Origin of the sequence: Desulfobacter hydrogenophilus, from assembly GCF_004319545.1 — a bacterium.
Taxonomy (GTDB): domain Bacteria; phylum Desulfobacterota; class Desulfobacteria; order Desulfobacterales; family Desulfobacteraceae; genus Desulfobacter; species Desulfobacter hydrogenophilus.
Genome location: NZ_CP036313.1, coordinates 428,341 through 444,055 on the forward strand (window position 1 = coordinate 428,341; position 15,715 = coordinate 444,055).

Annotated in this window: 12 protein-coding genes and 2 riboswitches; of the genes, 6 read left to right on the forward strand and 6 right to left on the reverse strand. The window is 48.8% G+C overall.

Features of this window, described 5'->3' with window-relative positions; translation table 11 throughout:
• Positions 1-175 precede the first annotated feature (175 nt).
• The 3 genes from EYB58_RS01930 to thiM all read right to left on the reverse strand — a co-directional run bounded on the left by EYB58_RS01930 (position 176) and on the right by thiM (position 2,018).
• Positions 176-871 (reverse strand): thiamine phosphate synthase, encoded by a 696-nt coding sequence (locus tag EYB58_RS01930; RefSeq protein ID WP_170299837.1) that lies wholly within the window; start codon positions 869-871, stop codon positions 176-178.
• Positions 861-1,178 carry an MTH1187 family thiamine-binding protein gene (locus EYB58_RS01935; RefSeq protein WP_111959420.1) on the reverse strand — a complete coding sequence of 106 codons (318 nt, stop codon included), beginning with the start codon at positions 1,176-1,178 and terminating at the stop codon, positions 861-863. The genes EYB58_RS01930 and EYB58_RS01935 overlap by 11 nt, the downstream gene beginning before the upstream one ends.
• Before the next feature lie 3 nt (positions 1,179-1,181).
• Complete coding sequence (gene thiM, locus EYB58_RS01940) at positions 1,182-2,018, reverse strand: hydroxyethylthiazole kinase (RefSeq protein ID WP_111959422.1); 837 nt, start codon at positions 2,016-2,018, stop codon at positions 1,182-1,184.
• Positions 2,011-2,135, reverse strand: a riboswitch (TPP riboswitch). (Overlaps the previous gene by 8 nt.)
• Before the next feature lie 346 nt (positions 2,136-2,481).
• On the opposite strand from thiM, the gene icmF reads away from it, so the two are divergent.
• A complete protein-coding gene (gene icmF / locus EYB58_RS01945; protein ID WP_111959424.1) occupies positions 2,482-5,769 on the forward strand; it encodes a fused isobutyryl-CoA mutase/GTPase IcmF in 3,288 nt (1,095 codons plus the stop codon).
• Between the two features lie 20 nt (positions 5,770-5,789).
• On the opposite strand, the gene EYB58_RS01950 is transcribed toward icmF, so the two are convergent.
• A complete protein-coding gene (locus EYB58_RS01950; RefSeq protein ID WP_242637517.1) occupies positions 5,790-5,990 on the reverse strand; it encodes a hydroxyethylthiazole kinase in 201 nt (66 codons plus the stop codon).
• A riboswitch (TPP riboswitch) is annotated at positions 5,983-6,107 on the reverse strand. It overlaps the preceding gene by 8 nt.
• Positions 6,108-6,392: 285 nt before the next feature.
• Here EYB58_RS01950 and tnpA point away from each other — a divergent pair.
• Together tnpA and EYB58_RS01960 are read left to right on the forward strand one after the other, a co-directional pair.
• Positions 6,393-6,824 (forward strand): IS200/IS605 family transposase, encoded by a 432-nt coding sequence (tnpA, locus tag EYB58_RS01955; protein WP_131071986.1) that lies wholly within the window; start codon positions 6,393-6,395, stop codon positions 6,822-6,824.
• 370 nt (positions 6,825-7,194) lie between these two features.
• The gene (locus tag EYB58_RS01960) at positions 7,195-8,868 is read left to right on the forward strand and encodes an AIPR family protein (protein WP_111958367.1); all 1,674 of its coding nucleotides are present in this window, start codon (positions 7,195-7,197) and stop codon (positions 8,866-8,868) included.
• Between the two features lie 270 nt (positions 8,869-9,138).
• On the opposite strand, the gene EYB58_RS01965 is transcribed toward EYB58_RS01960, so the two are convergent.
• Together EYB58_RS01965 and EYB58_RS01970 are read right to left on the reverse strand one after the other, a co-directional pair.
• Complete coding sequence (locus EYB58_RS01965) at positions 9,139-10,977, reverse strand: bifunctional metallophosphatase/5'-nucleotidase (protein WP_111958369.1); 1,839 nt, start codon at positions 10,975-10,977, stop codon at positions 9,139-9,141.
• A gap of 484 nt (positions 10,978-11,461) precedes the next feature.
• On the reverse strand, positions 11,462-12,154 hold the full coding sequence (locus EYB58_RS01970) for a transposase (RefSeq protein ID WP_111958371.1): 693 nt from the start codon (positions 12,152-12,154) through the stop codon (positions 11,462-11,464).
• Between the two features lie 378 nt (positions 12,155-12,532).
• On the opposite strand from EYB58_RS01970, the gene EYB58_RS01975 reads away from it, so the two are divergent.
• The 3 genes from EYB58_RS01975 to EYB58_RS01985 are packed head-to-tail and all read left to right on the forward strand — an operon-like array spanning position 12,533 to position 15,697.
• Positions 12,533-13,183, forward strand: a complete 651-nt coding sequence (locus EYB58_RS01975) for a TetR/AcrR family transcriptional regulator (protein WP_111958373.1) — start codon at positions 12,533-12,535, stop codon at positions 13,181-13,183.
• A gap of 45 nt (positions 13,184-13,228) precedes the next feature.
• Positions 13,229-14,587 carry a TolC family protein gene (locus EYB58_RS01980; protein ID WP_111958375.1) on the forward strand — a complete coding sequence of 453 codons (1,359 nt, stop codon included), beginning with the start codon at positions 13,229-13,231 and terminating at the stop codon, positions 14,585-14,587.
• A 6-nt stretch (positions 14,588-14,593) separates the two neighbouring features.
• Positions 14,594-15,697: an efflux RND transporter periplasmic adaptor subunit gene (locus tag EYB58_RS01985; protein ID WP_111958377.1), complete on the forward strand. Its 1,104-nt coding sequence runs from the start codon at positions 14,594-14,596 to the stop codon at positions 15,695-15,697.
• Positions 15,698-15,715: the final 18 nt, after the last annotated feature.

Consider the following 15,715-nt stretch of genomic DNA (forward strand, 5'->3'; position numbering starts at 1 on the left):
GGCCGAAGAGCAAACAGTTTCTATGTGTTGGGCGTGTCTTTTAGTTTTCCGGCCCGTCAAAAAAACCTAACGGCCTACTATACTGCCTTAAACTCATCTTGAAAACAAGCAAATGACCTGGCACTGACGGCATGTTTCCTAAAACAAGCAGATGGACTCTTTTGACCATACGCCTTTACCGCTTATGGCTGTTCCAGGTCTTAACCAGATTTGCTGCTTGAAGCCCTGGGTCATCTGCCTCAGATATCGCAGATACAACGAAAAAACCGGCAACGCCGGTCCGGGCAAGCGACGGTATGTCGGCAAGTTTGACGCCGCCGCCAACCACGACGGGAAGCGAACTGAGTTGGGCAAGTGTTGTAATATCCTCAATACTTCTTGTAATTCTTTTTCCGTCCACATCAAGCCCGCTGTCCGGTTTGGTCTGGGTTTCATGCAAAGGACCTGCGCCAAAATAATCAATAAGGCTGACATCGGCATTTTTTATATACTCAAACAATTCATGGGTCCTGGCGGATAAGCCGACAATGGCATCAGGGCCTAGATATTCCCGGCAAACGTCCACGGGTATATCCGATTGGCCCACATGGATGCCGTCAACGCTTATACCTTGTTTTTTGGCCGCCAGCACCACGTCAAGGCGGTCATTCACCAACAGGGTCACAACGTCGGATTTACCGGTTTGCGCGATGGCTTCGGACGCCTGGCCGGTTAATTCAATCAATTCCCTGGCAGACGCTGTTTTGGATCGGACCTGCACGCATGTAATGCCGGCCTCCACCGCATCCCGGATAATGAACGCCACAGGACGCCCTTTGGTATTCTCCGGGCCCACCACAAAATAGGCTGAAATATCCAGTTTACTTCTCATGCGTATTTGTCCCTTTCAAAATACCATTAACTTTATCCACTTTGGCTGTCATCATGTCCGTAAATCCAGGCCGGACATCGGCTTTCAAAACAACGCCCGTACGGATGCCTTTTTCGGCAAGCACAAAGGTTGCGTCCTTTACAACCTTCATCACATCATCCCATGGGCCTTCTATCTCTGTGAACATGGAATTGGTTCGATTTTTAAGACCGGATTCCCTTATGATTTTTATAACTTGTGCAACCTCTCCGCTAAGCTCGTCCCCTGTCCCGCAAGGTGATATGGCAACTGAAACCAATGTATTCATCTATTAAATCTCCTCAATGTCAAATGGGTTTTCTGCAATGTCCCTGGGTTTTGCTTTATACAATTCGTCCAAAAAATGAACCTGAAAACTTGCCGGTGCATCTGTTTTTTCAGCGGCGCGAGAACCGGCCAGATTATAAACAGCCGTGCCGGTCAATGCTGCGATAAACGCAGGGGCCGCAGTGGCATAAACAGCCATGACGCCGCCCAAAGAGCAGCCTGATCCGGTAATTTTTTCCATAAAGTGTGAGCCGCCATGACAGAGGGCTACAACAGAACCATTGGTAACCAAATCCTGCTTGCCCGACACGGCCACAGCCCCACCGGTCCATCGGGCCAGGGCCACGGCCCCATCCTTGGCTGCGCTGACCGTATCCTGGGAATCCACCCCCCGGACATTGGATGTTTTTGTGCCGCCATCCAGCCCCCATAACCCGGCCAGGGCAATAATTTCAGAGGCATTCCCACGGATGATACTGGGTTTACAGGATTTAAATGCCAGCAACAACCGGGTGCGAAGCTCACCGATGCCAATGGCCACAGGATCCAGGACCCATGGTTTTGCGCTGTTATGAAGCGTTTCTGCCATGCCGGGTAAGGTCTTTTCATAGACAGGCTCTATGGTGCCCATATTTATGTAAGCGGCACCACCGGCCTGGGACAAAAATTGGGCTTCATCGGGCATATAGACCATGGCTGCCGAACCGCCCACGGCAAGCTGGGCATTGGCGACAAAGTTGATGGTCACCGTGTTGGTGACGGATCCTGCCATGGGATTGGTTTGCTGTACGGTTTCAACGGCATGAATTATTTCGGCTTGAATATCTTTTTTAAGACTCATTTATAATTACTCCTTCCGCTGGTATTATCCAGATCAAGTTCAATGGTATAATCTCAGCCCTGCGGTCAAGGCCGCATTCAGTCCGTTACCCACAGACAGGCACCCATTTATATTTCTGCCTTTTTAACTTTTTTTTGCCTTTATTGTCATCTCTTTTTCCAGGGCAATTCCATGTAAACATATCCTGGAAATAAAAATAAGGGTTCTCTCCAATATAATTGATTCTTGGATGTTGAGCGCATGATATATATCCCTGCCGGGACCATATTTCAGGTTCTTGATAATCTTTTTATCCTTTGTTATACTTTTTTTGAAAATAAAAAAAGTTCCTTTCCTTGAAGGATGTATGTTGTTACGGCTCTATCAAGTTTTCATTATATTCTTCAAGCATACAGTTAAACATTCGTTTCCGAAAAAAAACGTTGGCAACTTCTTGATCTCAATTTTTTATGAAGGAGGAAAGATGAGTGACGCTGTAGAAATATACAAGCCCCAACATAAAGTACGTGTCATCACAGCAACGTCCCTTTTCGACGGCCATGACGTGTCTATAAACATGTTTCGAAGGCTGCTTCAAAGCACCGGTGCTGAGGTGATCCATTTGGGCCACAACCGTTCCGTAAAGGAAATTGTGGACGCAGCCATTGAAGAAGATGCCCAGGGCATAGCCGTTTCCAGTTATCAGGGAGGGCATATCGAATTTTTCAAATATATCGTAGATCTTTTGAAAGAGCAAAATGCCTCTGACATTAAGGTTTTCGGCGGCGGCGGAGGCGTTATTGTGCCCGATGAGATTCAGGCGCTTCATGATTACGGCGTAGCCAGGATATATTCTCCTGAAGACGGCACACGGATGGGACTGCAGGGAATTATCAACCATATGGTAAAGACGATTGATTTTTCCACGGTAGAGGATGATGCCGTTGATTTTAAATTGTTGTCTTGTGAAAACAAACGTCTGGTGGGCAAGGCGATTACCGCAATGGAACAAGCCAAGGCTTCCGGCAACGGCCATTTGGACCATTTCAGGGCCCAACTATTGAAAAAAACAGGAAACAGAACTGTGCCGGTCATGGGCATCACCGGAACCGGTGGGGCGGGGAAATCTTCGCTGATTGACGAACTGATTATTCGCATGATCAATGATGTAAAAGATATGAAGATCGCTGTTATCAGTTCGGACGTATCCAGAAGAAAAACCGGCGGTGCCCTTTTGGGGGATCGCATTCGAATGAACGCCATCGGAAATGATCGTGTCTACATGCGCTCCCTGGCGACGCGAAAAGCCCACTCGGAAATCCCGGAGGCACTGGGAGACGTCATTTCTGTGGTCAAGGCCGCCGGATTTGATTTTATCATCGCCGAAACCGCCGGCATAGGTCAGGGGGATTCCCAAATTACCGACCAGGTGGATTGCGCCATGTATGTTATGACGGCCGAATTCGGGGCGGCAAGCCAGTTGGAAAAAATAGATATGCTGGATTACGCGGATCTGATTGTGGTCAACAAATTCGAAAAAAGAGGAGGAGAGGACGCTGTCAGGGATGTTCGCAAGCAGGTGCAAAGAAACCGGAATGCATGGGACATGCAGTCGGAAGATATGCCGGTATTCGGCACCATTGCCTCCAAATTCAACGATGACGGTGTAACCGCCCTTTATCAAGCCCTGCTGCAGACTATTTTTGAAAAAACCGGGGTTAAATTTGAAAGTCGGCGCCCTAAAGTCGATGTAAAAACATCGTCATCAAAAACGGTGGTCATCCCGCCGGAGAGAACACGCTATCTCTCAGAAATTGCCGACACCATCCGAGACTACCACAAGCGCACGCAAATACAGACCCAGGCCATCCGTAAGGTCTGGCACCTGGAAGAAACGGCCAAAGCCATTGATGAGAGTCTGCTTGACGGGGATAAAACAGAACTGATCGAACATTTAAAAAGGGAAATTGACGCCGCCAGGGGAAGCGTTGATGGCGAGGCCAAGGAATTGGTAACACAATGGGATGACATGAAGGACGCCTATACAAAGGACGAACTGGTATACACGGTTCGGGGCAAGGAAATAAGAGTGCCTTTGTATACCCAATCCTTATCCCATCAAAAAATCCCCAAGATCAGTCTGCCCAAATTCAAGGACCCTGGAGAAATCTACCGGTGGCTGCGGCGGGAAAATCTTCCCGGGTACTTCCCTTATACGGCCGGTGTGTTTCCGCTAAAACGGGTGGGGGAAGACCCTACGAGAATGTTTGCCGGAGAAGGAGACCCGGCCAAAACCAATACCCGTTTTCACCTGCTTTCCGGTGACTACGAGGCCAAAAGACTGTCTACGGCATTTGATTCGGTCACGTTGTACGGGTGTGACCCAGAGTTGCGGCCGGATATTTACGGCAAGGTCGGCAACGCAGGCGTCAGTGTATGTACGTTGGAAGATGTCAAAGTACTATACAGCGGGTTTGACCTGTGCGCGCCTTCCACGTCCGTTTCCATGACCATCAACGGGCCGGCGCCTATCATTCTTGCCATGTTCATGAATACGGCCATTGATCAGCAGGTGGACAAATACACAAAAGAGAACGGTAACGCCCCGACAAAGCAGGTGTATCAAAATATTCGTGAATCGGTACTAAGCAATGTTCGCGGCACGGTTCAGGCGGATATTTTGAAGGAAGATCAGGGTCAGAATACTTGTATTTTTTCCATTGAATTTGCCCTGAAAATGATGGGGGATATCCAGCAGTTTTTTATCGAAAACAATGTGCAAAATTTTTACTCCGTATCCATTTCAGGCTATCACGTCGCTGAAGCCGGGGCCAATCCCATTACCCAACTGGCCTTGACCCTTTCCAACGGCTTTACCTATGTGGAATACTACCTTTCCCGGGGCATGCCCATTGACAGTTTCGGGCCCAACCTGTCATACTTTTTTTCCAACGGCATGGATCCCGAATATACGGTCATCGGCAGAGTTGCCCGAAGAATCTGGTCCATTGCCATGAAAGAAAAGTACAACGCTTCGGCACGGTCTCAAATGCTGAAATACCACATCCAGACATCCGGGAGATCGTTGCACAGTCAGGAAATCCAGTTCAACGACATCCGGACCACCTTACAGGCCCTTTGCGCGGTATATGACAATTGCAACAGCCTGCATACCAATGCGTTTGACGAAGCCATTACAACCCCTACGGCGGAGTCGGTGCGACGGGCCCTGGCCATCCAGATGATTATCAATCGGGAATGGGGATTGACCAAAAATGAAAATATGAACCAGGGAAGCTTTATCGTCGAAGAGTTGACGGATCTGGTGGAACAGGCTGTCCTGAGAGAATTTCACCGTATCTCGGAACGGGGTGGTGTGTTAGGCGCCATGGAAACGGGATATCAGCGAAGCAAAATTCAGGAAGAATCCGTCTACTATGAGACATTGAAGCACAATGGAGAGCTTCCCATTATCGGTGTCAACACGTTTCGTGACCCGAATATGGAAGACGAGGTGTCGGCACAAAGCAATGCCGGCTGTGAACTGGCCAGAGCCACGGAGGAGGAAAAACAATCCCAGTTAATGCGACTGGCTGATTTTCAAAAACAGAATGAAAAAGAAGCGCCCCAAGCTCTGGAGAAACTTCAACGGGTGGTCCTTTCAGGGGACAACATCTTTGAAGAATTGATGGAAACGGTTAAGGTCTGCAGCCTGGGGCAGATTACCAGGGCTCTTTACGATGTGGGCGGCCGGTATCGCAGGAACATGTAGCCGAAAATAGAGAAAGATCCTTACAGACAAGGGCAAGAAGCTATACCAAATTTTAAATCCGGCAGATAGACCGTGGCTGCCGAACCGCCCACGGCAAGTTGGGCATTGGCGACAAAATTGATGGTCACCGTGTTGGTGAGGTATCCTGCCATGGGATTGGTTTTCCTTACGGTTTCAACGGCATGAATTATTCCGGCTTGAACATCTTTTTTAAGACTCATTTATCATTACTCCTTCCGCTGGTATTATCCAGATCAAGTTTAATGGTATAATCTCAGCCCTGCGGTTAATGACGCATTCAGTCCGTTAACCACAGACAGGCACCCACTTATATTTTGCCTTTTTTAACTTCTTTGGCCTTTCTTGTCACCTCTTTTTCCAAGTCAATTGCATGCAAACATATCCTGGAAATAAAAAAGGATAGGCTTGGATGGGCCTTCGTCTGAAAAGCGGACTTTGTCACACAAGTAGTTCACTCCTTAAGCATTTCGGTTGAATCTGCTTAATTCTATTGGGTAAACCTCCACCTCCGGTGGAGGACTCGAAAAGTTTGACAGTTCCGGGAGTTGAAAATAAACAACCTTCCTTAAGTTAGCCGCTCAAAGCTATTAAAGGAAGGTTGTATGAAAGATTATAAAAGTTTAAAGCATTCAAAGTGGTATTGCAAGTATCATGTGGTTTGGATTCCAAAATATCGGAAGAAAGTTATTTACGGGCAATTACGTCGGGAACTGGGGTCAATACTACATGGTTTGGCAAAACAAAAAGAATGCGAGATCGAAGAAGGACATTTGATGACAGACCATGTTCATATGCTGATCTCCATTCCACCCAAATTTGCCGTGGCTCAGGTAGTTGGGTTCATCAAGGGGAAAAGTGCTATTCAGATAGCACGTCAGTTTTGTGGTAAAAAAAGGAACTATAATGGTGAAAAATTTTGGGCCAGAGGTTATTTTGCATCAACAGTAGGAATCGACGAACAAACTGTTCGAGCATATATCCGGCATCAAGAAAAAGAGGATCAACGTTGCGAACAGATGAACTTGTTTGATTAAACCGCGCCTTTAGGCGCTTTTAAAAGACCGCTTTGAGCGGTTAACAATCAAGCCCCCAGTTTCACTGGGGGTCATGACTTCCCTTATCAAGCTCCTAAACAGTGAAATAATTTTAAACTTATACTGTTCTGATACAGGGTTAGAGTGTACTATTAATTAAAATGACACTTTTCATGAGGAAGGCCATTTTTTTTAGGAATGATAAATGAGGCAGAATAAAATCAGACAAGAAATCGAAACGTTGGATGTCTTTAAAGAATTTTGCTGGGAGGGGATATATGGGACTCTTATAATCACCCGGCAAAGGCGGGCCTTAAAACCGATCTTGTCTGGTATGAAGAAACACGAGAAGGGCTTTAGGAGATAAAAAATGAACATCAACGCCAGCATCATCGACCAGCGGGTCACCGGTATTGTCGAGGATCACCCAGAGTGGTTACCGGAAGGCTCTGATATTAACAAGAAGAAGTCAGCGGCATTTGTGCTGTTGTGCATCTCAACTTGCCTTGAGATGCCTCTTGAGGATGCTGCTGAATTGATTACCGAAGGCGGCAACGATGCGGGGGTTGATGGACTCCATGTTGGCGAGGTGGAGGATGGGGAGTTCCTGGTCACGATCTTCCAGGGCAAATACAAGGTAAAGGATCTGAAAGGTGAAGCAAATTTCCCAGAAAACGGTGTTCAGAAAGCTGTTGATACCGTACAAGTGCTTTTTGATCCCTACCGTAGGGTCGCGTTAAACAAAAAGATAGCACCAAAAATTGAGGAAATCCGTTCTCTTATTAGGGATGCCTACATTCCCAATGTACGTGTCATCTTATGCAACAATGGCGCACAATGGACGGAGCAGACTGGCAATTGGATAAATGAGGCGAAAAAAGATTACGGCGACAAGGTTGACTTCGTCCATTTCAATCACGACTCCATAGTCAACATCCTGCAAAGAAGCAAAAAGGTTGATACCACATTGACCTTGAATGGCCAGGCGATTGTCGAAGACATGAATTACATGCGCGTGTTGGTCGGACGTGTTTCAGTGCAAGAGATTCATAGACTGTTTAATGACCATGGAGACAAGCTTCTAGAAAGAAATATTCGCCGCTACCTCGGCCTCCACACGAATCGCGTTAACACAGCTATTCATGAAACGCTTTGTGATTCACAACGATCGGATAAATTTTACTTCTACAACAACGGTATAACAGTGGTCTGTGAAAAATTTGATTACAATGCCTTTCAAAAATCGGACTACAAAGTGCAGCTCAAAAATATGCAGGTCATTAATGGCGGTCAAACATGCAAAACGATTCAGGAAACCTTGAATGGTGATCTACCCGGCATAGTGGGCGAATCAGCCTATGTCATGGTTCGCATTTATCAACTCGCCGAGACACATAAGGATTTTGTACAAGACATCACTTATGCGACCAATAGCCAGAATCCTGTCGATTTGCGAGATCTTCGTTCAAATGACGAGATTCAAAAACAACTTGAAATCGGTATTGCTGATCTTGGCTATACATACAAACGTCAGTGTGAAGAGGGAGGTGGCGGCTCAAGTGTCATAACCAGTTCCATTGTTGCGGAATCGGTTCTGGCAATCTGGAGGCAACGGCCACATCAGGCAAAATTTCGGCGTAAAGAACACTTTGGAAAACTCTATGAAGATATCTTCAAGGATTTGAATGCGGCTCAAGCGCTGCTGGCCGTTCTGATTTTTCGGGCAGTGGAAAATGAAAGGAAACGCCCAACTTCTTCGACACCACCAGATTTCATGCCTTATGCATCGCATTACATTTCGATGTTGATTGGCAGAAAACTTATGGCTGACATGGGGGTCTCCCTGATAGAGGTTTCGCATCGCAACTTTCAGAAAATAGTTCAAAAATTCGAACATGGCCAAGCGGAATATCATGCAAACGCCGTGAACGATGTGATAGATGCTCTGAAAGCCTGTTACGGAGAGAGAGAAATATCTCTCCAACAACTTTCAGCGACCTTCAGGCGTGGAGATCTTCTTGAAACACTTGGATCACATGACTAATTCTTGGTAATACAGCACCGTTCATAACCCGAGACCACTAATTTTACCATACGGAATTTATTGCAAATTATACTTATACTGCCAATATTTTTATCGTGTCACCCGAATGACCCCATCACAGCGTTTATACATAGACAGATTATGGGGTTCCTTCGAATTCTGATAAAATTTTTGAAATTGGACGATTTTTTAACACCACAAAGAATCGGCTCATCCGATTCATTTTGAAATGCGTATGCTGTCCTCATATTTTACCCTGGAAGTGGCGTTTCAGATTGCCGACATGATCAGGGCACTAGGGCCAGGTTTATCCGGCGGAATAAAGCTTTTGATGCAGTGATCTCGGCTCGGCAGTTCTGCAAGGCCTTTACCTGAAAGGTCCATGGCCTGAACATGGGTGATAAATGCCCGGGCATAATCCAGATACGTGTTGACCGTTTTTCCGGGCACTTGTGACGCCGCACCAAACCCTTTATACCCGTCCTTGCCCGAGGCAATAAAATCATTGGCCACCACCACATAACTGCGCTCGTCCTCAAGCGGAACATATCGGCCGGACACGCGCTCCCGGACTTCCAGCCCGGAAAACCGGCTGCCAAAGGGCTTGCGCGCATCAATATCGTACCGCAGGCCGTAGGCATAGGGAAACGCACCTTTTGCATCGTTTTTCAGCACATATTCCAGGGCTTGTTCAAGGACTTGCCGGATCCTGTGGCCGGGCATTTCGATTTCAAACAGGGTATTTGAAAACGGCAGCATCCCGTAGACCGTGCTATAACGGATCGCCCCCTTTTGAATACCGGTACGGACCCCGCCGGCATTCTGTATGCACATGTCAGCATGGGGAACCTGCTCATAAAATGCCTGTGCCACCAGCGGAACCAGACGGCTTCCCAAAGGCATTGGTTTGGTGCCATGAACCTGGCCCGGCACCCGCACATGCGCCAGGTCCTGACGGGCGGTTCCGATAATGGTCTCGCCTTTTTCGGCCACCTGCCGGGAAAACTGATCCAGAACACCGGCAACTGCGGCATTTTCAGGGGCAATATCCAGACTATCGTCCCGGCTGATGCGGTCCAGAATTTTTTCTCGCTCAGCACCGGTAACCCGCTGCCGCTCTCCTGTAGCACCTTCCCGCCAGAATTGATCCCCCAGCACCAGGTGGGACCGTCCGGACCAGGCGGCCAGCCGGTCTCCCTTGAATCTCACATCAAGCTCCCCCAGCACCCGGCCGTGGGACCATGCCTGAACGATGCATACCGGATCACCTTCTTTGTTTTCGGAAATTACCGGATAGGGGCTGTCACAGGCCAGCCCGTAAGGCGCCAGATCACCCAGAAGCGTATGGCTGTGTCCGTCCACGATCACATCCACATCGCTGACCTGCCCGGCCAGGGACAAGATATTTTCATATCCGTAATGACTCAGCAGGATAATCCGGCCAATCCCCTTGGCCGAAAGCTCATCCACCGCTGCCTGAACGTATCGCACCTCATCGCCGAACAGCACCCCGGGACCGGGCCGAGAGGAGCGGCGAGTCACCTCTGAAATGGTCATGCCAATGATTCCAACCGGCCGGCCGTCAATTTTTTTCACCACATAAGGGGCAAACAGGTGTTCCAGCACATGCCCGGGGTCCACCCGGATATTGGCACTGACCACCGGCACCTTCAAAGACCGGATAAAACCGGCCAGCCACGAATCCCGGTTGTCAAATTCATGGTTGCCCAAAGCCATGGCATCAAAGGGCATGACATTCATCACCCCGGCATCTGCCCGGCCATCAAACAGGGTAAAGTACAAGGTTCCCTGAACCGCATCTCCGGCATGCAGCAGCAGCGTCTGCGCGGGTTTGACCGCCAGCGCATCCACAAGCCCGGCAACTCTGGCCATACCGCCGACCTCACAGATGGTGGACTGCCCCTCGAAAGTCAGTTCTGCGGTCTGGGGAGCCAGAAAGGAATGCACATCATTAAGATGCAGAATTTTGAGCTTTGTTTCGGAAGGAAAAGACCTGCAGCCCAGAGCGCTGAGCACCACGGCTCCGGCCAGCAGCAAAAAAAATCGGACCACAATACGTGTTTTTATTTTTCTTCTTTTTGGGGCCATTTAATAAGACTCAATTTTTTGCATTCTCTGACTATCAGGATAATTCAAAATTTTTTAATTGTTTTTTACCTCTATGTTTTTGTTCCGACCGACTGCTCATTCGTAAAAAAATAAACGCCACGGTTCACGGGCCGTAGTCCTTCGTGAAACCGCTTGTTATGGGTGATTTTGGGGTTGGTTTTAATTTCGCCCGCTGCTTTGTGGGTAACGGCTAAAGAGGTACTAACTATTTAATATTTCAGTTAAAATTACGAATTATGAGCCAGTAGTTCCTCTTATTGGACGAAGTTAAAACCAACCCCTCGTTTAATTAAAGAGTCAGATTTTATCCTTTCTGGATTTCTTCTCTTTTTTTTCATTACGCTTTTCTTTCAACGTTTTTTCTGATTTTTTCTTAACTGTTTTTTGTGCATCTCTTCCCTTAGCCATGAATTTCTCCTTTTTTCAGTCAGTCAGTCAGTTAAATATATTTATTGTATTTCCACTAATCCAGGGACACCTTATCTATTTTCTTTCGACCTGGCTTCATTGCCCTGAGCCGTCTGTCTAAGATAGCCTCCAAGTGCTTCACAAAAGTCTTTTTTCCCAACGGTCGGCCGGTTCGTTCATGCTTTCTGAACAATTCGATTTCAGATTCCTTAATATCAGAAGATAAAAAATCACCCCAGGGTGTATTGACAATCTCAAGCAATGGTCTTGTTTTGACAAGAATGTCATCCTTTTCATCCATATGTGCCCCGGCGCTGCTCCATTTCCAATCCTCAGGACGTTTTGCAAGACCGGCACGGACCGGATTATACTCGATATACCGCGTGCACGCCAGCAGGTATTTTTCTTCCATGATAAATGATGCGAACCGCCCCTGCCATAAATGACCGCGCCAACCTTCCCTGAAATTGATCATTCTCGTATATCCCCGGTGTGCTTCCCCGATGGCCAGATTTAATCCATCCTTGGTTTCAGGAACTGCAATAAGGTGAATGTGATTGGGCATCAAACAATAGGCCCATATTTCGACCTTATACCTCAAACACCATTCCGCCATCAAAGCGAGATAGGCTTTAAAGTCCTGATCTCTGAAAAATGTCTGCTGCCGTCTGTTCCCCCTTTGTGTAATGTGATGGGGAAAATCTGGTGCCACTGCCTTGCCATTCGTGCCATGAAAAGAGTTAAGCATAGCCTAAAGTCTCGCCAATAAAAGAAGGTGGTAAATCACCGCATTTTAGCTGATTTGGAACTATGAAATCCCCTTTAAAATTTGAAGATTTCGAAAGTGTCGCTGTAGTGCTAAGGAATGAGTCCGAAATAACTCAACTTGGGAGCGCGGGCGTCCCGCCGCATCTTTACTGCAGGCGGGACGCACGCGTTCCCGGATATAGCAAAATGGATAAGTTATTTAAGACCCGTTCCTAAGCTGCAGGAAAGTTACAGGCGATTGTCTTGCCTCTTTTCTCCCCTGCACCCTGGACAAATAAAAACTAACCGGTTATTTTAAACAAATGGTTAAATTTTTTCAAAACCTGACAAAAAAAGTTTAGGCAGAAAGGAGTCAGCAATGGCGGAGGCCGGCATTAGAGCGCATAAAAAAGACCAGTCTGTGCGCAAAATTTTAAATGCGGCCTTACTGGTTTTCAGCACCCAGGGATATAACGGAGCCCGGGTTGATGCCATTGCACGCAAAGCCGGGGTAAACAAAGCCATGATATATTACCGGATCGGAAATAAACTGGCCCTGTACCAAACGGTTATTCATGACATCTACCAGGACCGGGCAGCGCAGCTTCGCCGGGAAATCCAGTCCAGCACCACGCCCGAAGAAAAATTAAAAGCTTACATCGCCAGCGTTGCCGCCATCATGGATGCCCATCCCCATTTCACCCGGATCATGATACGGGAGATGGTTTCCGGGTGGGCCAATTTCGGCCCGGCCATCTTTGAAGAGGTGAGTGTGACCGTTAAGATAGTTCAGGCAATACTTGACGAAGGCGTGGAAAAAGGGGTTTTTGTGAAAACAGATCCCCCGGCAGTTCATACCATGGTAATTGGGTCGCTTATCCTGAATCATCTTACCCAACCGGTAAAAAACCAAATTATGGCGGCCCTGGGCACATCAGAAACCCCACCTGATATCAGTGGTTTTAACCAGCTTGTACCCCAGGTACAGCGCCTGGTGATTGCCGCGTTGCGTCCCGAAGCTGATAGCTGATAGCTGATAGCTGATAGCCGCAAGCTAAAGAATAAGAGGTCAAAAATGAATAAGGCAATACAAGCAAACCGGTCATTTCTTTTATTGATATCCGCTGTGCTGATTTTAGTATCCCCGTCAGGCACATGCCGGGCCCAGGACCGGCTGACCGTGGACCGGGCCGTACAAATTGCCCTTGAAAACAGCCTGCAGCGGCGAATGGCTGCAAAGGATGTGGAAATTGCCGATGAGGGTCTTTCCCGGGCCCGGGCCGAATTCGGACCGACCGTGACACTTCAGGGGGGGCTTTACCGGTATGACGACCAGCCCAGTCTGGTGCAGATAAACCAAGGCCTGGCGGAGCTTAATAATGCCCTGTCTGCCATGACCTACGGCCAGGTGCCGGAAGTAAGTCTGCCCAGTGACAGCCGCACCTATTACGGCGGACAGATCAAGGTAACCCAACCTTTATATACGGGGAATAAACTGACCGCCACCCGCCGCCTGGCCCAAGCCAACCTGGAAAATGCCCGGAAAAACCTGGATGCCTCGGACAATGATCTGGCGTTATCTGCCCAAAAAGCCTTTTATACTGTGATGCTGAGCCGGCAGATGGCCGAAGCCATGGACGAGGCGGTGGAGAGCATGACCGGGCATGTCCAAGAAGCAACCGCCTACCATGATCAGAAAATTGTTCCCAAGCTGGATCTTTTGCGGGCCCAAGAAAAACTTGCGGATTTAAGACAACAGCAGTTGTATGCCCATAATAATGTGAATCTTGCCCAGACCTCTTTGAACTATGTGCTCGGCGTGGACATGGACACCCGCTACACCTATGATGATGCGCCACAGCCCCTGCCCCTGCCCCTGGATCTTAAGACCTGTATTAAAACCGGTATGGAGAACCGGCCGGAAATCGGTGCGGTGGACGCACAGATCCAAATGGCAAAAGAACAGATCGCTATTGCCCAAAGTGACCATCTGCCCACCCTGGCCCTGGTGGGGGAAGCCCACCGCTATGAACCTGAAAATGAGGAACCTTCGGCCCAGATCGGCATTGTGGCCAGCATTGATCTGTTTGACAGCGGCCGAACCAGCCATAAAAAGGCCCAGGCCGCCCGGGGGCTTGAAAAGGCCCGGATCGTAAAAAAACAATTATTCAGGGGAATTCGCCTGGCGGTGGAAAAAGCATACCACGATGCCCAGGCCGCCCTTAAATCCATTGATGTGGCCCAAAAATCCCTGGATACGGCCCAGGAGGCCCTGAATGCCGCCCGTACCCGGTACCGGGTGGGGTTAAGCACCTCTCTGGAACGTCTGGATGCCGAAGTGTCCCTGACCCGGGCCAAAACCAATCATATTCACGCCTTAAGTATGTATAACATTGCGGTCTGCGAGCTGGAACGCGCCATGGGAAAGGAGTAACCCCTGATGAAGCAATGCAAAAAAAAATATTTTATAACGGTGCCCGCGCTCTTTGCTCTATCCATGCTAATCACGGCCGGGTGCAACAACCCGTCGGAACAAGAGGGCAAGGCCTTGTTGGAACCTGCCCCCCTTGTCACCAGCATAACCATTTCCGCCCAGGATACCCAGCCGACGCACCGCTTTCCAGGCGAGGTCCGGGGACGGTACGAGACCGCCCTGGGATTCCGGGTCCCGGGCAAGGTGATTGCCCGCCATGTGGAGACCGGTACCCGGGTCAAGGCAGGAGATCTGCTCATGCAGGTGGACCCCAAAGATATCAAAGAGGCGATGACGGCGGCCAAAGCCCAGGTGGATGCGGCCGAAAGCCAATATAAGCTGACCGCAGACCTGCTCAAGCGCTTTAACGCCCTTTATGAACAAGACTACATGAGCAAAGCCGAAATTGACCGTTACCAAAACAACGCGGACTCAGCCAGAGCGGTATTAAAGCAGGCCCGGGCCCAGCTTACCCAGGCGGGCAATCAACTGGACTATTGTAATCTCAACGCCGACGATAACGGTGTGGTGCTTGATGTTCGGGCAGAAACCGGTCAGGTGGTGGCGGCAGGCATGCCCGTGGTCATCATGGTCAAGGGAGACCAACGGGAGGTTGAAATTTTCGTGCCCGAGAACCAGGTAGCAACATTTAGCCCCGGCGCTTATTTTCACGTCAATTTCTGGGCACTTCCCAACCTGGCGGTGCAGGGACAGGTCCGGTATGTATCCCCTGTGGCAGATCCCATTACCCGGACCTACAAAACCCGCATTACGCTTATCGATCCCCCGGACAGTGTTCGGCTGGGCATGACGGCGTCTGCGGTCAGTGCCGAACATGAAGCCGGCAGCAGCCGGATATTTATCCCGATGTCCGCCGTTTATCAGACCGGTGATGCGCCCATGGTATGGGTGATTAAAGATCACAGGGTCGGGCAGCAGAAAATCAGAGTAGAAAAGGCCGGGCAAGGAGAAGAGATCCAGGTCATTGAAGGTCTGTCCCCGGGCGATGAGATTGTCACCACCGGTGTACACAAGCTTTCGGAAGGACAGCTGGTTCGGACCCAACCTTAGGCAAATAAAGACAAATAA